The organism is Micromonospora sp. NPDC048830, from assembly GCF_043198215.1.
GTDB lineage: Bacteria > Actinomycetota > Actinomycetes > Mycobacteriales > Micromonosporaceae > Micromonospora.
Genome location: NZ_JBICUP010000014.1, coordinates 38,428 through 55,409 on the forward strand (window position 1 = coordinate 38,428; position 16,982 = coordinate 55,409).

The following is a 16,982-nucleotide window of genomic DNA, read 5'->3' on the forward strand; positions in this document are numbered from 1 at the left end:
CCGGCCGGGCGTACGAGAACGTGCGGGCCCTGGCCACCCGGCCGCACCCGGCGGGCAGCCCGGCGAACGACCAGGTCCGCGCCCACGTCGAGGGCGTGCTGCGCGGCCTGGGCCTGGAGACCTCGGTGCAGGACACCGTCGCCGAGGAGGCCGGCCAGCTCAGCGGGGCCGCCGCCGGCGCGACCCTGGCCCGGGTCCGCAACGTGGTCGCCCGGCTCCCCGGCACCGACCCGACCGGCCGGGTGTTCCTGGTCGCCCACTACGACTCGGTGCAGTCCGGGCCGGGCGGCAACGACGACGCCGCCGGCACGTCCACGGTCCTGGAGGTGGCCCGGGCGCTGGCGGCCGGCCCCCGGCCCCGCAACGACATCGTGTTCGTGCTCACCGACGCCGAGGAGGCGTGCCTGTGCGGGGCGTCGGCGTTCGCCTCGGCGCACCCGCTGGCCGCCGACGGCGGGGTGGTGCTCAACCTGGAGGCGCGCGGCTCCACCGGGCCGGTGATCATGTTCGAGACGTCCCGGGACAACGCCGGGCTGGTGGACGTCTTCGGCCGGGCCGCCCCGCACCCGGTGGGCACGTCGTTCGCCGTGGAGATCTACCGCGCGCTGCCCAACGACACCGACTTCACCGCGTTCCTGGACCGGGGCTTCGCCGGGCTGAACTCGGCGTACATCGACGGGGGCGCGATCTACCACACGCCGCTGGACACCCCGGTCGCCATGGACCGGGCGAGCCTCCAGCAGCACGGCGACAACGCGCTGGGCCTGGCCCGCGAGTTCGGCCGCGCCGACCTGACGGCGCTACGCTCGGGGCACGACGCCACCTACTTCCCCGTCCCCGGCGGCCTGGCCCGCTACCCGGGGTGGCTGGTCCTGCCGCTGGCGCTGCTCGCGCCGGCCGCCGTTGCGGCGCTCGGCTGGCTGGCCCGGCGGCGGGGCCGGACGACGTACGGGCGACTCGCCGCCGGGTTCGGCCTGGCCCTGGCGCCGATCGTCGTCGCGCCGCTGGCCGCGCAACTGCTCTGGGCGGGGATCACCGCCGTCCGGCCCGGCTACGCCGAGCTGCTCGACCCGTACCGGCCGACGTGGTACCGGCTCGCCGTGGTGGCGCTGGCCGCCGCCGTCCTGCTCACCTGGTACGCGCTGAGCCGCCGCCGGGTCGGCCCGGCCGCCCTGGCGATCGGCGGGCTGGGCTGGCTGGCCGTACTCGGGGTGGTGCTCGCGCTGCTGGTGCCCGGCGGGGCGTACCTGACCACCCTGCCGGCCCTGGCCGGCGCGCTGGCCGGACTGGCCGCGCTCGGCCTGCGGCTCGACGGCCCCGGCCCGGTGGTCGCGGTGACCCTGGCCGGCGCGGTCGCCGTGGTCGTCCTGCTGCCGACCGTGGTGCTGCTGTTCCCCGCGCTCGGCATGGCGATGGGCGGGGTGGCCGCCCTGTTCGCGGCGCTGCTCGGGCTGGCCGCGCTGCCGGTGGTCGACCTGCTGCACCCCGAGGCGGGCGGGCAGCGCGGGCTGGTCGCCCTGCGCGCCCGCCGGGCCGGCGCGCTGCCGGCCGTCGCCGCCGGGCTCGCGGCGGCGGTGTTCGCCGCGGTCGGGCTCTCCGTCGACCGGTTCGACGCCGCCCACCCCGTGCCCACCCATCTGATGTACGCCCTCGACGCCGGCACCGGGCAGGCCCGCTGGCTCAGCGGGGAGACCGACCCCCAGCCGTGGACCGCGCAGTACGTCGACGGCTTCGCCGACGTCGCGGACTTCCCCTTGCTCGGCGAGGCGAAGGTGCGGGTCGGGCCGGCCCAGGCGGCGAACCTGCCCGCGCCCCGGTTGGCGATCCTCTCGGACACCCCGTCCGGGGAGCGGCGGACCCTGCGGGTGCGGGTCACCCCGCAGCGGCCGGTCCGGCTCGCGTCGCTGCACGTCGACGGGGCGACCGCGGTCGAGTCGGCGACGGTGAACGGGCGGCAGGTGGCGGGCGGCCCGGCCGCCGAGAATCGCCCGTGGGGGTTCGGGGTGGTGTTCCACGCCCCGCCGCCGGAGGGGATCGACGTCACGCTGGTGCTGCGGGCCGGGAGCCGACCTATGCTGCGGGTGATGGACGCCAGCGACGGCCTGGACGCGGTGCGGGGCTTCCATCCCCGCCCGGCGGACGTCGGCGTGGTCGGCTCGCACAGCTCGGAGATGCTCGCGGTGGCCCGCACGTACCCGCTGTGAGGCGGGCGTGCCCGCCCTGCTACCCCGTCGGCCGCGAACGCCGACTAGTCAGTGCTGGTCGACTCCCCGACGACATACACACCCTTGCCCTGATGACCTTCGACCAACCCTTCCGCCTGCAGAATCAGCAGGGCGGATCGGACGGGCTCGGCGGATACGCCGTAGTGCGCGGACATCTCACGTATCGAGGGCAGCTTTGCGCCCGGGCCGTACTCACCCGACGCAACCTTGTCACGAATGTCCTGGGCGATGCGCTGACGGTCTGAGATTCGGGGCATGGCAACTCCTGGTAGGCCCCAAGATCCTCCCACGCCAACGCTCCGTCGGCCAAGACTTCGCCTGCTTAGCATGCTTGGTTCTTGCACTTTGCATGCTTTGCATTGTAGGTTTCCACCAGATGCCCGGCATCGGATCGCCTGGTAGGCAACCGGCTTCCCGGTTGGGCGTCCACCACCCGCTGGCACGGCTGGCTTCCCTGGTCAGCCGTGCCAGCACCTGACCGATCCGACCACCAACCAGAGCAGCCCTGCTGCCGTACTCGCCGAACAAGGCTGCGGTGGCAGGGCGGGGCGGTCTCCGCCGACCGGCAAGCGGCGGAGACCGCCCCCTCCACCACCACCGACGCGATCCGACGAAGGGCGGTCACCTCGTGCGCGACCTGATCCGGCGGCTGACAGGCCGACGCGAAACACCACGTCCAACACAACGCGCCAGACCACCACAGATACGGCGGCCCCTGCGACCCTCCCAGATCCGCCATCGGCACTTCAACGAACGCCGGCGCGGCCTCGACCCCGTCGAGATCCGATCGTTCCTGCACGAGGTGGCCGACGAACTGGCCGTCGCGCAGCGGGCGCTGGTCGCGGTGCAGGAGGAGAACGTACGGATCAAGAATGCCCTGCGCTCCTGGCAGAGCGCCCAGGCGGCAAACCGCCGGTACCGATGACCGACCGCTGGGTGATCCACCTGCCGATCACCGCGCCCGATCTGCTCTGGGCGCGGATCTTCGCCCGTACCGCCGCCCGGGTGCTGGCCCGGCTCAGCGCCCGCGTCGAGCCCGGCGGGGTGACCGTGTCGGCCGAGGACGAGCAGCAGCACGTACGCCACTGGGTCTTCTGCGACCGGCTCCTACCCGGCGGCGGCCGGTGTGCCCTGCCGGTCGACCACACCGCGCCCTGCTCACGGCTGCCCAAGATCCGCACAACTTCAGGGAATCTGTCCCCTGAACACGCAAGATGGCGACTTTTTCCCTGAAGTTGCTGGCCCGGCCAGCGAGGGTCGGGCCGCCGCTAATCCTACTTCCAGCGGAAGTGGACGAAGAGGCGGCCGAAGTTCTTCGAGTCCTTCTCGACGCGGTGGTAGAGCTGCTTGACGTCCTTCTGGTCGAGGAAGCGCAGCACCCGCTTCTTGAGCTGGCCGGAGCCCTTACCGGGGATGATCTCGACGAGGGTGGCCTTCTTCGCCACCGCCTCGTCCATGATCCCGCGCAGCGCGCGGTCGATGTCGTGGCCCTTGTTGAAGATGTCGTGCAGGTCCAGCTTGAGCTTCATCGTGCCTCCACCACCTGCGCAGCTCCCATGGCAGCCCATGCTAGGCGGTCCACCGCCGGCCCGGCCGACCCGCGCCACCGCGCGGGCCGGCCCAGTTCCGTCTCAATGGCCGTTGCTGACGCGGCTCTCCACCCGGCGCAGCGCCTCGGCGTAGTCGGCGTTCGTCGAGTGCATGGCCGCCGCGATGCGCAGGTGCCGCAGGGCGTCCGCCGGGCGGTTCAGGCGCTCCAGCGTACGGCCGAGCACGTGGTGCGCGTAGTGGTCGCTGGGGTCGCGGGCCACCAGCTCCCGCAACTGCTCCTCCGCCCGGTTGAGCTGGGCGGACTGGAAGTACGCCCGGGCCAGCAGCTGCCGTACGGAGGAGTTGGAGGGCTCGGCCTCGATGATCGGCTCCAGCAGCCGGGCCGCCCCGGACGGGTCGCCCATCTCGAAGTACATGGTCGCCCGTCGGTACTCCGCCAGAAGATCCATGGAGCCGCCTCCTCGTCTCGCGCCGGCACTGATCCGACGCTGACACAACACCGCGCGGACCGCGAGTGTTCCTTCGCCTACCGCAGCTCCCAGGCGCGGACGCCGCCCACTATGCCGGCGCTGTTGGGCACCACCACCACGTCGTCGCCCATCCGGGCCAGCTGGTCCGGGCGGATCAGCCGGGAGTTGCCCCCGCCCAGGTAGAGCCGGTCCCAGCGGAACACCGGGCGCAGCCCCTCCACCACCTGCCGGACCCGGCGGGACCAGAACCCGTCCCCGAGGCGGCGGCGTTCCACCTCCCCCACGTACGTGTCGTAGGTCGTGCCCCAGCGCACCGGCGCGTGCGACAGCTCCAGGTGCGGGGCGAGCACCCCGCCGTCGAACAGGGCGCTGCCCAGGCCCGTGCCCAGGGTGAGCACCAGCTCCAGCCCGGTGCCGGCGACCACCCCGGCGCCGTGCACCTCGGCGTCGTTGAGCACCAGCGCGGGCAGCCCGAACGCCTCCGCGAGGGCCGTGCGCGCGTCGTACCCGGACCACTCGGCGAGCAGGTCGGGGTCGACCCTGCTGCGCGGGCCGGACCGGGTCACGTAGTGCGGGGTGGCCACGACCACGCCGTGCCGGACCATGCCGGGTATCCCGACGGTCACCCGGTCCGGCGGGGGCAGCCGCCCGGCGAGATCCAGCAGCGTCTTGACGAACAGCGTCGGCGGCAGGGGGTACGGGGTGGGCACCCGCAGCGGCTGCGCCCGCATCGTCCCCGCCTCGTCGAGCACGGACGCCTTGATCCCGCCGCCGCCGCAGTCGATCGCGAGTGTGGTCATCACGCCCGTGAGTGTGCCTCGCTGCGGAGTGACGCACGCGACCGGTTGCCAAAAACCGGTGGACGCGGCGGATACGCTCGGCACCTCATGAGCGCCACACTGGTTGTCAAGGATCTCGCCGCCGGCCACGGCGACCGGCTGCTGTTCTCCGGGCTCGATCTGGTGGTCGCCCCCGGGGACGTGATCGGGCTGGTCGGGGTGAACGGGGCCGGCAAGTCGACGCTGCTGCGTACCCTCGCCGGGCTGCTGCCCGTCGAGGCCGGCGGTGTCACGCTGAGCCCGCCCACCGCGACGGTCGGGCACCTGCCGCAGGAGCCGGAGCGCCGGCCGGGCGAGACGGTGCGGGGCTTCCTGGCCCGGCGCACGGGCGTGGCGGCGGCCCAGGCGGCGCTGGACGCGGCGACGGAGGCGCTCACCGCCGGGGCGGACGGCGCCGACGACGCGTACGCCGAGGCGCTGGAGCGCTGGCTCGACCTCGGCGGGGCGGACCTGGACGAGCGCGCCGAGCAGGTCGCCGACGAGCTGGGGCTCGGCGTCGACCTCGACCACCCGATGACCGGCCTCTCCGGCGGCCAGGCGGCCCGGGCCGGGCTGGCCTCGCTGCTGGTGAGCCGGTACGACGTCTTCCTGCTCGACGAGCCGACCAACGACCTGGACCTGGCCGGGCTGGACCGGCTGGAGCGCTTCGTCACGGGGCTGCGGGCCGGCACGGTGCTGGTCAGCCACGACCGGGAGTTCCTGACCCGCACGGTGACCCGGGTGCTGGAGCTGGACCTGCACCAGCAGCAGGTGCGCCACTACGGCGGCGGCTACGCGGCGTACCTGGAGGAGCGGGAGGTGGCCCGCCGCCAGGCCCGCGCCGAGTACGAGGAGTACGCCGACACCCGCGCCGGCCTGGAGGCGCGCGCCCGCACGCAGCGCGCCTGGATGGAGAAGGGCGTGCGCAACGCCCGGCGCAAGGCCACCGACCCGGACAAGCACGTCAAGCACTTCCGCGGCGAGACCTCGGAGAAGCAGGCGGCGAAGGCCCGGCAGACGGAGCGGCTGATCGAGCGGCTGGAGGTGGTCGAGGAGCCGCGCAGGGAGTGGGAGCTGCGGATGGAGATCGCCGCCGCGCCCCGCGCCGGCGCCGTCGTGGCCTCGCTCCGCGACGCCGTGGTACGCCGGGGCGGTTTCACCCTCGGCCCGGTGAACCTCCAGATCGACTGGGCCGACCGGGTGGCGATCACCGGGGCGAACGGCTCCGGCAAGACGACCCTGCTCGCCGCCCTGCTGGGCCGGCTGCCGCTGGACGCCGGGCACGCCGCGCTCGGCCCCGGCGTGGTGGTCGGCGAGGTGGACCAGGCCCGGGGGCTGTTCCTCGGCGGGCAGCCGCTGCTGGACGCGTTCCGGCTGGCCGTACCGGAGATGTCGCCGGCGGACGCGCGGACGCTGCTGGCCAAGTTCGGCCTGCGGGCGGATCATGTGCTGCGGCCCGCGGCGTCGCTGTCCCCGGGCGAGCGCACCCGGGCGGCGCTGGCGCTGCTGCAGGGCCGCGGGGTGAACCTGCTGGTGCTGGACGAGCCGACCAACCACCTCGACCTGCCGGCCATCGAGCAACTGGAGTCGGCGCTGGCCGGGTACCCGGGGACGCTGCTGCTGGTCACCCACGACCGGCGGATGCTGGCCGCGGTCGAGACGACCCGCCGGCTACACGTGGACGCGGGGCGGATCGCCGAGGAGTGACGCCGTGCCGACCGGCGCCGGCGGGGTGACAATGACTCCATGCTCAAGTGGGAGTACGCGCTGTTGGTCCGCCGCCGCCAGGCGGCCAGCACCGACATCGGCTGGGAGATCGTCTTCATCTGGTACGGCCCGGACGGCTCGATGGTCGACGTCACCCCGTACGGCGACACGGCGCTGGCCCACCTGAACCGGGCCGGCGACCAGGGCTGGGAGCTGGTCGCGATGAGCGAGGATCCGTCCCTGCCGGGCAGCAGCGAGCTGCACCGGTACCACCTCAAGCGGCCGAAGATGGCGGTCGCGCCGCCCCGGCAGCGGATTCGGGGCGCCGGCCGGGCGGCCCGGCGCCTCCCCCGCTGAGGCGTTCCGTCAAGCGGCGGCCTCCCCCGCTGAGGCGTTCCGTCAAGCGGCGGCCGGCCGCGCGTCCGACGGTGACGGGCGGCGGGGGGCATACCGCGCGCGGGAGCGGGTAACGGGCGCACCGGAGGTGGCCCATGGTCGCGCTGGCCCAGACGCCGCCCTCGGCCGAGCGGCTGCGGGCGGTCGACGACTTCCTCGCCGAGGCGTGGGCGGACCAGGCGTCGCACGACGACCGGCTGCGCGACCTGGCGGTCCAGGTGCGCTTCGACCGGGGGGTCGCGCACCTGACCGGCGAGGTCGCCGACGCCGGGCAGTCGCGGCTGCTGCGGGACCGGGTCGGCCGGCTCGCCGGGGTGTTCGGCGTCTGGAGCCGGGTCCGGGTGGCCGGCCGGGACCCGGTCGTGGTGGACCTGGGCTGCGGTGGCACCAAGCAGTACCCGGGCAACCTGGGCCTGGACATCCTCCCCGCCCCCGGGGTGGACGCCGTGGCCGACCTGTCCGGCTCGCTGCCGCTGGCCGACGACTCGGTGGACGTGCTGTTCGCGGTGCACATCCTGGAGCACCTGATCGACTTCCTGCCGCTGGTGGACGAGTGCCACCGGGTGCTCCGGCCGGGCGGCGTGCTGCACGTGATGAGCCCCTGGTGGGGGCACGTGAACGCGGTCGCGGACCCGACCCACGTCCGGCTGCTGGACGTCCAGACGGTCAAGGGGATCTGCCTCCAGCGGCCGCCGGGCGCCCCGCGCTGGTACCCGCTGCACGTCGGCTGCGACGGCGCCAGCATCTTCGCGGACCTGACCCCGCTCCCACCCGACGCCACCCCACCCCCCAGCGCCCACCTCTCCCGCTTCTTCGCCTGACGGGGAGGCCGGGGGTCAGGGGGTGGTGCTCTCGCGGGGGGCCAGGCGGTAGGGGGCCGAGAGTTCCCGCGGGGGGGCCTGGCGGTCGCCGTCGAGGCGGTTGGCGAGCAGCTCGACGGCGAGCCGCGCGATCCGCTCCTTGTCGGGGGCGATGGTGGTCAGGGTGGGGATCGAGAAGCGGCCGTCCTCGATGTCGTCGAAGCCGGCCACAGCGACGTCGGCGGGTACGCGCAGTCCCGCCTCGTGCAGCGCGCGCAGGGCACCGAGGGCGAGCGTGTCGTTGAAGCAGAAGACGGCGTCGGGGCGTACCCCGGTGGCGAGCAGGTCGCGCATGGCGGCGGCACCGTCCGCGCGGTGCCAGCCCCGCGCGGGCGCGACGAGGCGCTCGTCGTACCCGATGCCGGCGTCGTCGAGGGCGGCGGCGTAGCCGGCCAGCCGGAGCCGGGCGCTGGCGCCCTCGGGGTTGCGCTGTGCGCCGATCGCGGCGATCCGGCGGCGGCCGAGAGCGACCAGGTGGGCGGTGACCTCCCGGGCCGCGGCCACGTTGTCGATCACCACGTGGTCGGCCGGGCCGTGGTCGACGCGCTCGCCGAGCAGCACCAGCGGGGTGCCGTCCAGGTCGGCCAGGTCCTCGGCGGTGAGCGCCAGCGGGTTGAGGATCAGACCGTCGATGAGGTGGTCGCCGATGCCGGAGGCGGCCTTGTGTTCCTGTTCGCGCCCGCCGCCGGTCTGGTCGATGAGCACCGTCCAGCCCAGCTCGGCGGCGGCGGTGACGACGTGCCGGGCCAGCTCCGCGAAGTACGGAATGTCCAGCTCGGGCACGGCGAGCGCGATGACCCCGGTGCGCCCCTTGCGCAGGTTGCGGGCGGACAGGTTGGGCCGGTAGTTGAGCTCGGCGATCGCCCGCTCGACCCGGGCCCGGGTGTCCGGCCGTACGTGCTGGTAGCCGTTGACCACGTTGGAGACGGTCTTCACCGAGACGCCGGCACGCTCCGCCACGTCCTTCAGCCTGTGTCGCACTTTCGCCCTCCCCGCTGGCCTGCCGGCACTTTACCGCGCCCCGGCGCTGGCGCAGCCCCTTTACAACGTTGGTTACAACGTTGTAGAAACCAGGGGCGCGGAGTGACGGTGATCACTCGGAGCACCGCACCGACAGCAGCACCACCGGGTCGCCGGCCCGGCCCGACCTCCGCCGGCGACCCGGGCCGGCCGGCGTACCCGGTCGGCGGCCCCAGCCCTGGGCGGCGCGCCGCCGCCCGGCCGACGCGACGAGAAAGGTGGCACCCCTTGCGGACCGCGCAGCTCACCATCGACCCGGCCTTCGCGATCGGGCCGGCCGACCGCCGGCTCTTCGGCTCCTTCGTCGAACACATGGGCCGCTGCGTGTACGGCGGGGTCTACGAGCCGGGCCACCCCACCGCCGACCCGCTCGGCCTGCGCGGCGACGTGCTGGGGCTGGCCCGGGAACTGGGCGTGACCGTGGTGCGCTACCCCGGCGGGAACTTCGTCTCCGGCTACCGCTGGGAGGACGGCGTCGGCCCGGCCGGCGATCGGCCGCGCCGGCTCGACCTGGCCTGGAAGACGATCGAGACCAACGCGTTCGGGCTGGACGAGTTCATGACGTGGGCCGCCGCGGCCGGCGTCGAGCCGATGATGGCGGTCAACCTCGGCACCCGGGGCGTGCAGGAGGCGTGCGACCTGCTGGAGTACGCCAACCACCCCGGCGGCACCCGGCTGTCGGACCTGCGCCGCAAGCACGGCGCCGAGCAGCCGTACGGGGTGCGGCTGTGGTGCCTCGGCAACGAGTTGGACGGCCCGTGGCAGGTCGGCCACAAGACCGCCGACGAGTACGGGCGGCTCGCCGCCGAGACGGCCCGGGCGATGAAGCTGGTCGACCCCTCGATCAGCCTGGTCGCCTGCGGCAGCTCCAACCGGGAGATGCCGACGTTCGCCTCCTGGGAGGCGACGGTGCTGGAGCACACCTACGAGCACGTGGACTACATCTCCGCGCACACCTACTACGACCCGTCCGACGGCGACCGGGCCAGCATCCTGGCCTCCGCCGTGGACATGGACAACTTCATCACCGACGTGGTGGCCACCGCCGACCACGTCGCCGCGAAGCAGCGGCACCGCCGCAGGCTGAAGATCTCCTTCGACGAGTGGAACGTCTGGTACCAGTCCCGCCTCCAGGCCGACCTGGACCGGCGCGGCTGGGTCGAGGCGCCCGCCCTGATCGAGGACGGCTTCACCGCCGTCGACGCGGTGGTCGTCGGCGACCTGCTGATCACGCTGCTCCGGCACGCCGACCGGGTCGGGGTCGCCTGCCAGGCGCAGCTGGCCAACGTCATCGCCCCGATCCGCACCCGCACCGGCGGCCCCGCCTGGCGGCAGAGCATCTTCCACCCGTTCGCCCTCACCGCCCGGTACGCCCGCGGCACGGTGCTGCGCACCGAGCCGGTCTCCCCGACGTACGAGACGAAGCGGTACGGCGACGTGCCGGTGCTGGACACGGTGGCCGTGCACGACGGGGAGAGCGGGGAACTGGCCGTCTTCGCGGTCAACCGGGGCTCGGCCGACCTCCCGGTGGACCTGGACCTGCGCGGCCTGCCGGGCCTGTCCGCCGTCGCCCACACCACCCTGGCCGCCGGCGACGACCCGACGGCGACGAACACCGAGGCCGAGCCCGACCGGGTGACGCCCCGGGAGCTGCCCGCCCCCACCGTCGACGGCGGCCGGTGCTCCGTGCGCCTGCCGGCCGTCTCCTGGAACCTGCTGCGCTTCGCGCCCGCACCGGCACAACGGCCGGGGGCCGCCGGGGCGTAGCGGCGCGAAGTCGCGACGCCGACGGCGTCCAGCGCACCGGCCCTCGAACAGGCACACTCATCCCGTCCCCAAGGAGTGATCCAGCATGATGCACAGCGAAATGAGCCGGCGCCGCCTGCTCGGCCTCGGCGTCGGGCTCGGAGCCGCGGCCACGTTGACCCTCGCCGGGTGCGGCGGCGGCAGCGACGACAAGGGCGCCGCCGCGGGCAACGGCGGCAAGGCGTACGCGGGCCCCAAGGTCGACCTGAAGCTGTGGAACGGTTTCACGGGCGGCGACGGCGACATCTTCAAGAAGCTGGTCGAGCAGTTCAACGGCGAGCACCAGAACATCGCCGTGGCGGTCACCACCTACCGGTGGGACGACTACTACAGCAAGCTGCCCGGGGCCGTCTCCAGCGGCAACGGCCCGGACATCGCCGTCATGCACATGGACCAGCTGGCCACGTTCGCCGCCCGCGGCATCATCGCCGAGCTGGACGACGTGGCGAAGGCGCTGGAACTCAGCGAGGCCGACTTCGCCCCCACGGTGTGGAAGGGCGGCCTCTACCACGACAAGCGGTACGGCATCCCGCTGGACATGCACCCGCTCGGCTTCTACTACAACAAGGCGGTCATGCAGAAGGCGGGCCTGGACCCGGCCAAGCCGCCGACGACGCGCGACGAGTACACCGCCGCGCTGACCGAGCTGAAGAAGTCCGGGGTGCAGGGCTTCTGGGTCAGCCCGTTCCAGTACACCGGCGGCATGACCTTCTACTCGCTGCTGTACCAGTGGGGCGGCACCCTCTTCGACGCCGAGGTCGCGAAGGCCACCTTCAACTCCGACCAGGCGGTCGAGGCGTGCACCTGGCTGGTCGACATGATCAAGCAGGGGCACTCGCCGGCCAACGTCGGGCAGGACGCCGACTACCTGGCCTTCAAGAGCGGGAAGAACGCCTTCAACTGGAACGGCATCTGGCAGGTCAACGACCTGAAGAAGAGCCCGGACGTGCGGTGGGGCGTCGCCCCGCTGCCCCGGATCGGCAGCCAGCCCGCCGCCTGGGCGAACTCGCACAACTTCACGATCGTCAAGCAGCGCGGCGGCGACAGCAACAAGGCCGCCGGCGCCAAGGTGTTCATCAACTGGCTCGGCCAGCACTCGCTGGACTGGGCGGCCGGCGGGCAGGTGCCCGCCCGCAAGGCGGTACGCGACAGCGCCGAGTTCACGGCGCTCACCGAGGTCAACGCGCTCGCCCCCGAGCTGGAGTACGCCGCGTTCCCGCCCGCCGCGCCGGGCCTGGGCGAGGTGATGACCACCTTCTTCACGTCCTTCAACGAGGCGGCGTTGGGCAAGAAGTCGCCGAAGCAGGCGCTCGACGACGGGGTGGCCAAGGCGAACAAGCAGCTCGAGGACAACCGCAAGAAGTACGGGAGCTGATCCCCGGTGGCGGACGTGATCGAGGTCGGGGCGGCGCGCGGTGACGCGCCGCCCCCGGCGGCCGGGCGGCGACGCCGGGCGGCGAGCCGGCGCGGGCACGCCGCCACCCCGTACCTCTTCCTCGCGCCGTACCTGGTCCTGTTCGGACTGTTCGGGGTGGCGCCGATCCTGTTCGGCGTCTGGCTCAGCGTGCACCAGTGGGACCTGCAACTGCCCAACCGGCCCTTCGTCGGGCTGGAGAACTACCGGGACCTGTTCTCCAGCGACTCGGCGGCCTACGGGGACTGGTGGTCCAGCGTGCGGGCCACCGCGACCTTCACGGTCCTGTCGGTGCCGCTGCTGCTGGTCGTGCCGCTGGGCCTGGCCCTGCTGCTGAACCGCGAGTTCCCCGGCCGGACGTTCTTCCGGACCGTCTACTTCGCCCCGTACGTGCTCGGCGTGGCGGTGATCGGCCTGCTCTGGCGGTTCCTGCTCGACGCCAACCTGGGACTGGTCAACCGGCTGCTCGGGGCGGTCGGGCTGCCGGCGGACACCCCGTGGGTGACCGACGTGCCGTGGGCGTGGGTGTCGCTGGTCGGGGTGACCGTCTGGTGGACCTCCGGCTTCAACGCGGTGATCTACCTGGCCGGCCTTCAGGACATCCCGGCGGAGCTGTACGAGGCGGCGCGCATCGACGGCGCGACCGCCTGGGACCGGTTCCGCCACGTCACGCTGCCCGGGCTGCGCCCGGTGCTGCTGTTCGTGCTGACCACCACGATCCTCGCCTCGGCGAACGTCTTCGGCCAGTCGTTCCTGATCACCCTCGGCGCGCCCGGCGAGCAGACCCGCACGGTGGTGTGGCGGATCGTGGACGAGGGGCTGCGGTACAACGACGCCGGTCAGGCCGCCGCGATGAGCATCCTGTTCGCGCTGGCGCTGGCCGTGGTCAGCATCGTGAACTTCCGCCTCCTGCGCTACCGGGAAGACTGAGGGGCCGACCATGACCACACTCCGCCGCGCCGGCCGCTACACGGTCCTGGTGCTCCTGGCCCTGGTGTTCGTGGTGCCGCTGCTCTGGATGATCCTGACGTCGCTGAAGACGTACGGCGGCGCGCAGCGGATCCCGCCGGACTGGCTGCCGAACCCGTTCTCCGGGTACGGCTACGAACGGATCCTGAACAACGCCGAGAGCCCGGTGCTGCGCTGGTTCCTCAACAGCATGCTGGCCGCCACGCTGCACGCGCTGCTGGTGCTGGCCACCGCCTCGACGGCCGCGTACGCCCTGGCCCGGCTGCGCTTTCGCGGGCGCGGGGTGGGCTTCGCCCTGATCGTGGGCACCCTGTTCGTCCCGCCCACCTCGTTGATCATCCCGAACTTCGTGATCGTGGAGCGGCTGGGCTGGCTCGACACCCTCGCCGCGGTCGTCGTGCCGAGTGCGGCGAGCGCGTTCGGGGTGTTCTTCCTGCGCCAGTTCTTCCTGTCCATCCCCGGCGAGCTGGAGGAGGCGGCCGTCCTCGACGGGGCGAACCACTGGCAGATCTTCGTCCGGGTGCTGCTCCCGCTGTCGAAGCCGGCCCTGGCCACGCTCGCGGTGCTGTCGTTCCTCACCAACTGGAACGACTTCCTCTGGCCGGTCTACGTGCTGTTCAGCCCGGAGCAGCTGACCCTGCCGCCGGGGCTGGGCCTGCTCCAGCGCGTACATCACGGACTACCCGGTGGTGATGGCGGGCGCGGTGCTGGCCAGCGTGCCGGTGCTGCTGCTGTTCGTCCTCGCCCAGCGGCACATCATCCAGGGCGTCTCGCGCAGCGGGCTGAAGGGATGACGGCCCGCTCGTGGCGGCGCGGTGCGGCGGCCCGCGCCGCCGCACCGCTCGCCGCCGTGCTGCTGGCCGCCGGGTGCGCCGGCCCGACCCCTTCGACCCCCCGGAGTGACGCCCGCATGTTCACCAACCCCGTGGTACGCACCAACGCCCCCGACCCGCAGGCGATCCGGGTCGGACAGACCTGGTACCTGTTCCACACCAACGGCGGCGGGCGCAACGTGCCCGTGCTCACCTCCCCCGACCTGGTCGACTGGGCCGCGGCCGGGGACGCGCTGCCGGAGCTGCCGGGCTGGGCGGATGCGGGGAAGACCTGGGCCCCGGAGGCGATCCAGCTCGCCCCCGGCCGCTTCGTGCTCTACTACACCGCCGCCGGGCGGGAGTCGGGGCGGCAGTGCGTCGGGCGGGCGGTGGCGAGCGCCCCGGAGGGGCCGTACCGGGACGACTCGGCGAGCCCGCTCGTCTGCCAGGCGGAGCTGGGCGGGTCGATCGACGCCAGCCCGTACCGGGACGACGACGGCAGCCTCTGGCTGCTGTGGAAGAACGACGGCAACGCCGTCGGAGTGGACACCTGGATCTGGGTGCAGCGCCTGTCGACCGACGGGCTGCGGCTGGTGGGCGAGCCGACGCTGCTGCTGAAGCAGACCGAGCCCTGGGAGGGCGCGCTGGTGGAGGGGCCGTTCTTCCACCGCCGGGACGGCCGGCTGTACCTCTTCTTCGCCGCGAACGCCTACAACCGGAAGGTGTACGCCGAGGGGTACGCGGTCTGCGAGTCGCCCACGGGGCCGTGCGTCAAGGCCGCCGAGAACCCGATCCTGCGGAGCAACGCGGTCGCGTCCGGCCCCGGGCACGCCTCGATGGTCGTCAAGGACGGCCGGACGTGGCTGCTGTACCACGCCTGGCCGCCCGGGCAGGAGGGCACGACCGACCCGGGGCGCCAGGTCTGGCTGGACGAGGTCACCTGGGTCGACGGCCGACCCGTCGTCCACGGCCCGACGGGCACCCCCCAGCCGCGCCCGTAGGGGGTGGCGGGAGGGGCGGATCTTGCGAGAACACTTGCGCCACCCCCGCCCGATGTGAAAATTTCCTACCAGCGACAGACAGTCTGCGGCGAATCTTGCCGGATATGCCCCGGTGTCCGTCGCCTCTCCCCCTGCCACGCCGAGCCCCAACGAAGGGACGCACCGGATGAAGGCAACTCGGCTCAGAGCCGCCGGGCTGGCCGTAGCCCTCCTCGGCGCGCTCGTCGCCGCCTCCCCCACCGCCGCCAGCGCGGCGGAGACCGACGCGACCGCGACCGCCCCCACCTGCACGACCGACCCGGCCACGCCGAAGCGGCAGTTCCGGGCCCTGTGGATCGCGTCGGTGACGAACATCGACTGGCCCACCAAGGCGTCGCAGACCGCGCCCGACCAGATCGCCAAGCAGAAGGCGGAGTACCTGGCCTGGCTCGACCTGGCGCAGCGGCTCAACCACAACGCCGTCGTGGTCCAGGTCCGCCCCACCGCCGACGCGTTCTGGCCCTCGCAGGTCGAGCCGTGGTCGGAGTACCTGACCGGCGTGCGCGGGCAGGACCCGGGCTGGGACCCGCTGGCGTTCGTCGTCGAGGAGGCGCACAAGCGAAACCTGGAGTTCCACGCCTGGATGAACCCGTACCGGGTCTCCATGCCGGCCCCGGGCGGCGCCGGCGCGGACATCTCGAAGCTCGCGCCCAACCACCCGGTCCGGCAGCACCCGGACTGGGTGTTCGCGTACCCGCCGGCCGGCGTCGCCGGCAGCCGGCTCTACTACAACCCCGGCATCCCCGAGGTCCGCGAGTTCGTCCAGACCGCGATGATGGACGCCGTCGAGCGGTACGACATCGACGGCGTGCACTTCGACGACTACTTCTACCCGTACCCGAGCGGCACCCACCAGGTGCCGGACGACGCGACCTTCGCGGCGTACAACCGGGGCTTCACCAACAAGGCCGACTGGCGGCGGGACAACATCAACCTGCTGGTCCAGGAGATGAACGCCAAGATCAAGGCGGTCAAGCCGTGGGTGAAGTTCGGCGTCAGCCCGTTCGGCATCTGGCGCAACAAGTCGGCCGACCCGCTGGGCTCGGACACCACCGGCAGCCAGTCGTACGACATCATCTCGGCCGACACCCGTACGTGGATCAAGGAAGAGTGGATCGACTACGTCGTTCCGCAGCTGTACTGGTACATCGGGCAGTACCCGGCGGCCGACTACGCCCGCCTGGTGCCGTGGTGGGCCGAGCAGGTCCGCGGCACCCGCGTGCAGCTCTACATCGGCCAGGCCGACTACAAGAGCGGTGAGCCGGTCTACGGGTCGTTCTGGATGAACCCGCGCGAGCTGTCGGACCACCTGACGCTCAACCGGGCGTACCCGGAGGTGCTCGGCAACGTGCACTTCTCGGCCGTCCAGGTGCGGGCGAACCGGCTCGGGGCCACCGACATCTACGCCGCCGAGCACTACTCCCGCCCGGCCCTGGTGCCGGCGATGCCGCACCTGCCGGCCGAGCCGCTGCTGGCGCCGGTCGTCACCGACGTCGAGCGGCAGGACGACGGCGTACGGCTGAGCTGGCGCCACCCCGCCGACGGGGCGGGGCCGCTCGGCACGGCCACCTCGTACGCGATCTACCGGCTCGACGGGAACAGCCCGGTCGGCGCGTGTGACCTGGCCGACGCATCCCACCTGGTCGCCACGGTCCGGGCCACCCCCGGCGCCGTGCAGTCCTGGGTGGACACCACCGCCGGGGCGGGCCAGCGGCACACCTACCACGTGACCGCGCTGGACCGGCTGTACAACGAGAGCCAGGCGAGCCCGCCGCGCTTCGTGCACTGACGCCCACGGTGAGAGGGCCCCGGGACGCCGCGTCGTCCCGGGGCTTTCGTCTGTTTCGACACATGCCCCCAAACGCTGTCCGGCGGAGCCCCTTCGACGCGGTAG

16 protein-coding genes are annotated in these 16,982 nt (G+C 73.1%); 11 read left to right on the forward strand and 5 right to left on the reverse strand.

Annotated features, from left to right (window positions below):
* Window positions 1-20 precede the first annotated feature (20 nt).
* Window positions 21-2,204 carry a M28 family peptidase gene (locus ACGFIZ_RS14575; RefSeq protein WP_393419344.1) on the forward strand — a complete coding sequence of 728 codons (2,184 nt, stop codon included), beginning with the start codon at window positions 21-23 and terminating at the stop codon, window positions 2,202-2,204.
* A gap of 44 nt (window positions 2,205-2,248) precedes the next feature.
* Here the strand turns inward: ACGFIZ_RS14575 and ACGFIZ_RS14580 are convergent, their stop codons facing one another.
* Window positions 2,249-2,554, reverse strand: coding sequence for a winged helix-turn-helix domain-containing protein (locus ACGFIZ_RS14580; protein ID WP_393419532.1), 306 nt, complete (start codon window positions 2,552-2,554; stop codon window positions 2,249-2,251).
* 299 nt (window positions 2,555-2,853) lie between these two features.
* Here ACGFIZ_RS14580 and ACGFIZ_RS14585 point away from each other — a divergent pair, with 299 nt between their 5' ends.
* Together ACGFIZ_RS14585 and ACGFIZ_RS14590 are read left to right on the forward strand one after the other, a co-directional pair.
* Window positions 2,854-3,150: a DivIVA domain-containing protein gene (locus ACGFIZ_RS14585; protein ID WP_393419346.1), complete on the forward strand. Its 297-nt coding sequence runs from the start codon at window positions 2,854-2,856 to the stop codon at window positions 3,148-3,150.
* Window positions 3,147-3,458 carry a hypothetical protein gene (locus ACGFIZ_RS14590; RefSeq protein ID WP_393419348.1) on the forward strand — a complete coding sequence of 104 codons (312 nt, stop codon included), beginning with the start codon at window positions 3,147-3,149 and terminating at the stop codon, window positions 3,456-3,458. The genes ACGFIZ_RS14585 and ACGFIZ_RS14590 overlap by 4 nt, the downstream gene beginning before the upstream one ends.
* 41 nt (window positions 3,459-3,499) lie before the next feature.
* Here ACGFIZ_RS14590 and ACGFIZ_RS14595 read toward each other — a convergent pair whose 3' ends face one another.
* The 3 genes from ACGFIZ_RS14595 to ACGFIZ_RS14605 all read right to left on the reverse strand — a co-directional run bounded on the left by ACGFIZ_RS14595 (window position 3,500) and on the right by ACGFIZ_RS14605 (window position 5,049).
* Window positions 3,500-3,754 carry a Smr/MutS family protein gene (locus ACGFIZ_RS14595; protein WP_013736060.1) on the reverse strand — a complete coding sequence of 85 codons (255 nt, stop codon included), beginning with the start codon at window positions 3,752-3,754 and terminating at the stop codon, window positions 3,500-3,502.
* 102 nt (window positions 3,755-3,856) lie between these two features.
* On the reverse strand, window positions 3,857-4,225 hold the full coding sequence (locus ACGFIZ_RS14600) for a tetratricopeptide repeat protein (RefSeq protein WP_393419350.1): 369 nt from the start codon (window positions 4,223-4,225) through the stop codon (window positions 3,857-3,859).
* Window positions 4,226-4,302: 77 nt separating this feature from the next.
* The gene (locus tag ACGFIZ_RS14605; protein ID WP_393419352.1) at window positions 4,303-5,049 is read right to left on the reverse strand and encodes an ROK family protein; all 747 of its coding nucleotides are present in this window, start codon (window positions 5,047-5,049) and stop codon (window positions 4,303-4,305) included.
* Window positions 5,050-5,133: 84 nt separating this feature from the next.
* Between ACGFIZ_RS14605 and ACGFIZ_RS14610 the strand changes: the two genes are divergently transcribed.
* From ACGFIZ_RS14610 to ACGFIZ_RS14620, 3 genes are all read left to right on the forward strand, one after another.
* A complete protein-coding gene (locus tag ACGFIZ_RS14610) occupies window positions 5,134-6,771 on the forward strand; it encodes an ABC-F family ATP-binding cassette domain-containing protein (RefSeq protein WP_393419354.1) in 1,638 nt (545 codons plus the stop codon).
* A 39-nt stretch (window positions 6,772-6,810) separates the two neighbouring features.
* Entirely contained in the window at window positions 6,811-7,128 is a 318-nt protein-coding gene (locus tag ACGFIZ_RS14615; protein ID WP_393419356.1) for a hypothetical protein, read from the forward strand.
* 134 nt (window positions 7,129-7,262) lie between these two features.
* The gene (locus ACGFIZ_RS14620; RefSeq protein ID WP_393419358.1) at window positions 7,263-7,988 is read left to right on the forward strand and encodes a methyltransferase domain-containing protein; all 726 of its coding nucleotides are present in this window, start codon (window positions 7,263-7,265) and stop codon (window positions 7,986-7,988) included.
* Window positions 7,989-8,003: 15 nt separating this feature from the next.
* Here ACGFIZ_RS14620 and ACGFIZ_RS14625 read toward each other — a convergent pair whose 3' ends face one another.
* Window positions 8,004-9,008 (reverse strand): LacI family DNA-binding transcriptional regulator, encoded by a 1,005-nt coding sequence (locus ACGFIZ_RS14625; RefSeq protein ID WP_393419360.1) that lies wholly within the window; start codon window positions 9,006-9,008, stop codon window positions 8,004-8,006.
* A gap of 267 nt (window positions 9,009-9,275) precedes the next feature.
* Here ACGFIZ_RS14625 and ACGFIZ_RS14630 point away from each other — a divergent pair, with 267 nt between their 5' ends.
* The 5 genes from ACGFIZ_RS14630 (at window position 9,276) to ACGFIZ_RS14650 (ending at window position 16,877) form a co-directional block, all read left to right on the forward strand.
* The gene (locus ACGFIZ_RS14630) at window positions 9,276-10,814 is read left to right on the forward strand and encodes an alpha-N-arabinofuranosidase (RefSeq protein ID WP_393419362.1); all 1,539 of its coding nucleotides are present in this window, start codon (window positions 9,276-9,278) and stop codon (window positions 10,812-10,814) included.
* A gap of 85 nt (window positions 10,815-10,899) precedes the next feature.
* The gene (locus ACGFIZ_RS14635; RefSeq protein ID WP_393419364.1) at window positions 10,900-12,228 is read left to right on the forward strand and encodes an ABC transporter substrate-binding protein; all 1,329 of its coding nucleotides are present in this window, start codon (window positions 10,900-10,902) and stop codon (window positions 12,226-12,228) included.
* 6 nt (window positions 12,229-12,234) lie between these two features.
* Window positions 12,235-13,197, forward strand: coding sequence for a carbohydrate ABC transporter permease (locus ACGFIZ_RS14640; protein WP_393419366.1), 963 nt, complete (start codon window positions 12,235-12,237; stop codon window positions 13,195-13,197).
* Between the two features lie 10 nt (window positions 13,198-13,207).
* The gene (locus ACGFIZ_RS14645; protein ID WP_393419368.1) at window positions 13,208-15,049 is read left to right on the forward strand and encodes a family 43 glycosylhydrolase; all 1,842 of its coding nucleotides are present in this window, start codon (window positions 13,208-13,210) and stop codon (window positions 15,047-15,049) included.
* Window positions 15,050-15,215: 166 nt separating this feature from the next.
* Window positions 15,216-16,877, forward strand: coding sequence for a glycoside hydrolase family 10 protein (locus tag ACGFIZ_RS14650; protein ID WP_393419370.1), 1,662 nt, complete (start codon window positions 15,216-15,218; stop codon window positions 16,875-16,877).
* Window positions 16,878-16,982: the final 105 nt, after the last annotated feature.

Bases quoted from the DNA above. Each gene is read 5' to 3' on its own strand.
- ACGFIZ_RS14580 (WP_393419532.1), bottom strand. From the start codon at position 2,554: ATGCTAAGCAGGCGAAGTCTTGGCCGACGGAGCGTTGGCGTGGGAGGA.
- ACGFIZ_RS14590 (WP_393419348.1), top strand. From the start codon at position 3,147: ATGACCGACCGCTGGGTGATCCACCTGCCGATCACCGCGCCCGATCTG.
- ACGFIZ_RS14595 (WP_013736060.1), bottom strand. From the start codon at position 3,754: ATGAAGCTCAAGCTGGACCTGCACGACATCTTCAACAAGGGCCACGAC.
- ACGFIZ_RS14600 (WP_393419350.1), bottom strand. From the start codon at position 4,225: ATGGATCTTCTGGCGGAGTACCGACGGGCGACCATGTACTTCGAGATG.
- ACGFIZ_RS14610 (WP_393419354.1), top strand. From the start codon at position 5,134: ATGAGCGCCACACTGGTTGTCAAGGATCTCGCCGCCGGCCACGGCGAC.
- ACGFIZ_RS14615 (WP_393419356.1), top strand. From the start codon at position 6,811: ATGCTCAAGTGGGAGTACGCGCTGTTGGTCCGCCGCCGCCAGGCGGCC.
- ACGFIZ_RS14620 (WP_393419358.1), top strand. From the start codon at position 7,263: ATGGTCGCGCTGGCCCAGACGCCGCCCTCGGCCGAGCGGCTGCGGGCG.
- ACGFIZ_RS14635 (WP_393419364.1), top strand. From the start codon at position 10,900: ATGATGCACAGCGAAATGAGCCGGCGCCGCCTGCTCGGCCTCGGCGTC.
- ACGFIZ_RS14645 (WP_393419368.1), top strand. From the start codon at position 13,208: ATGACCACACTCCGCCGCGCCGGCCGCTACACGGTCCTGGTGCTCCTG.
- ACGFIZ_RS14650 (WP_393419370.1), top strand. From the start codon at position 15,216: ATGAAGGCAACTCGGCTCAGAGCCGCCGGGCTGGCCGTAGCCCTCCTC.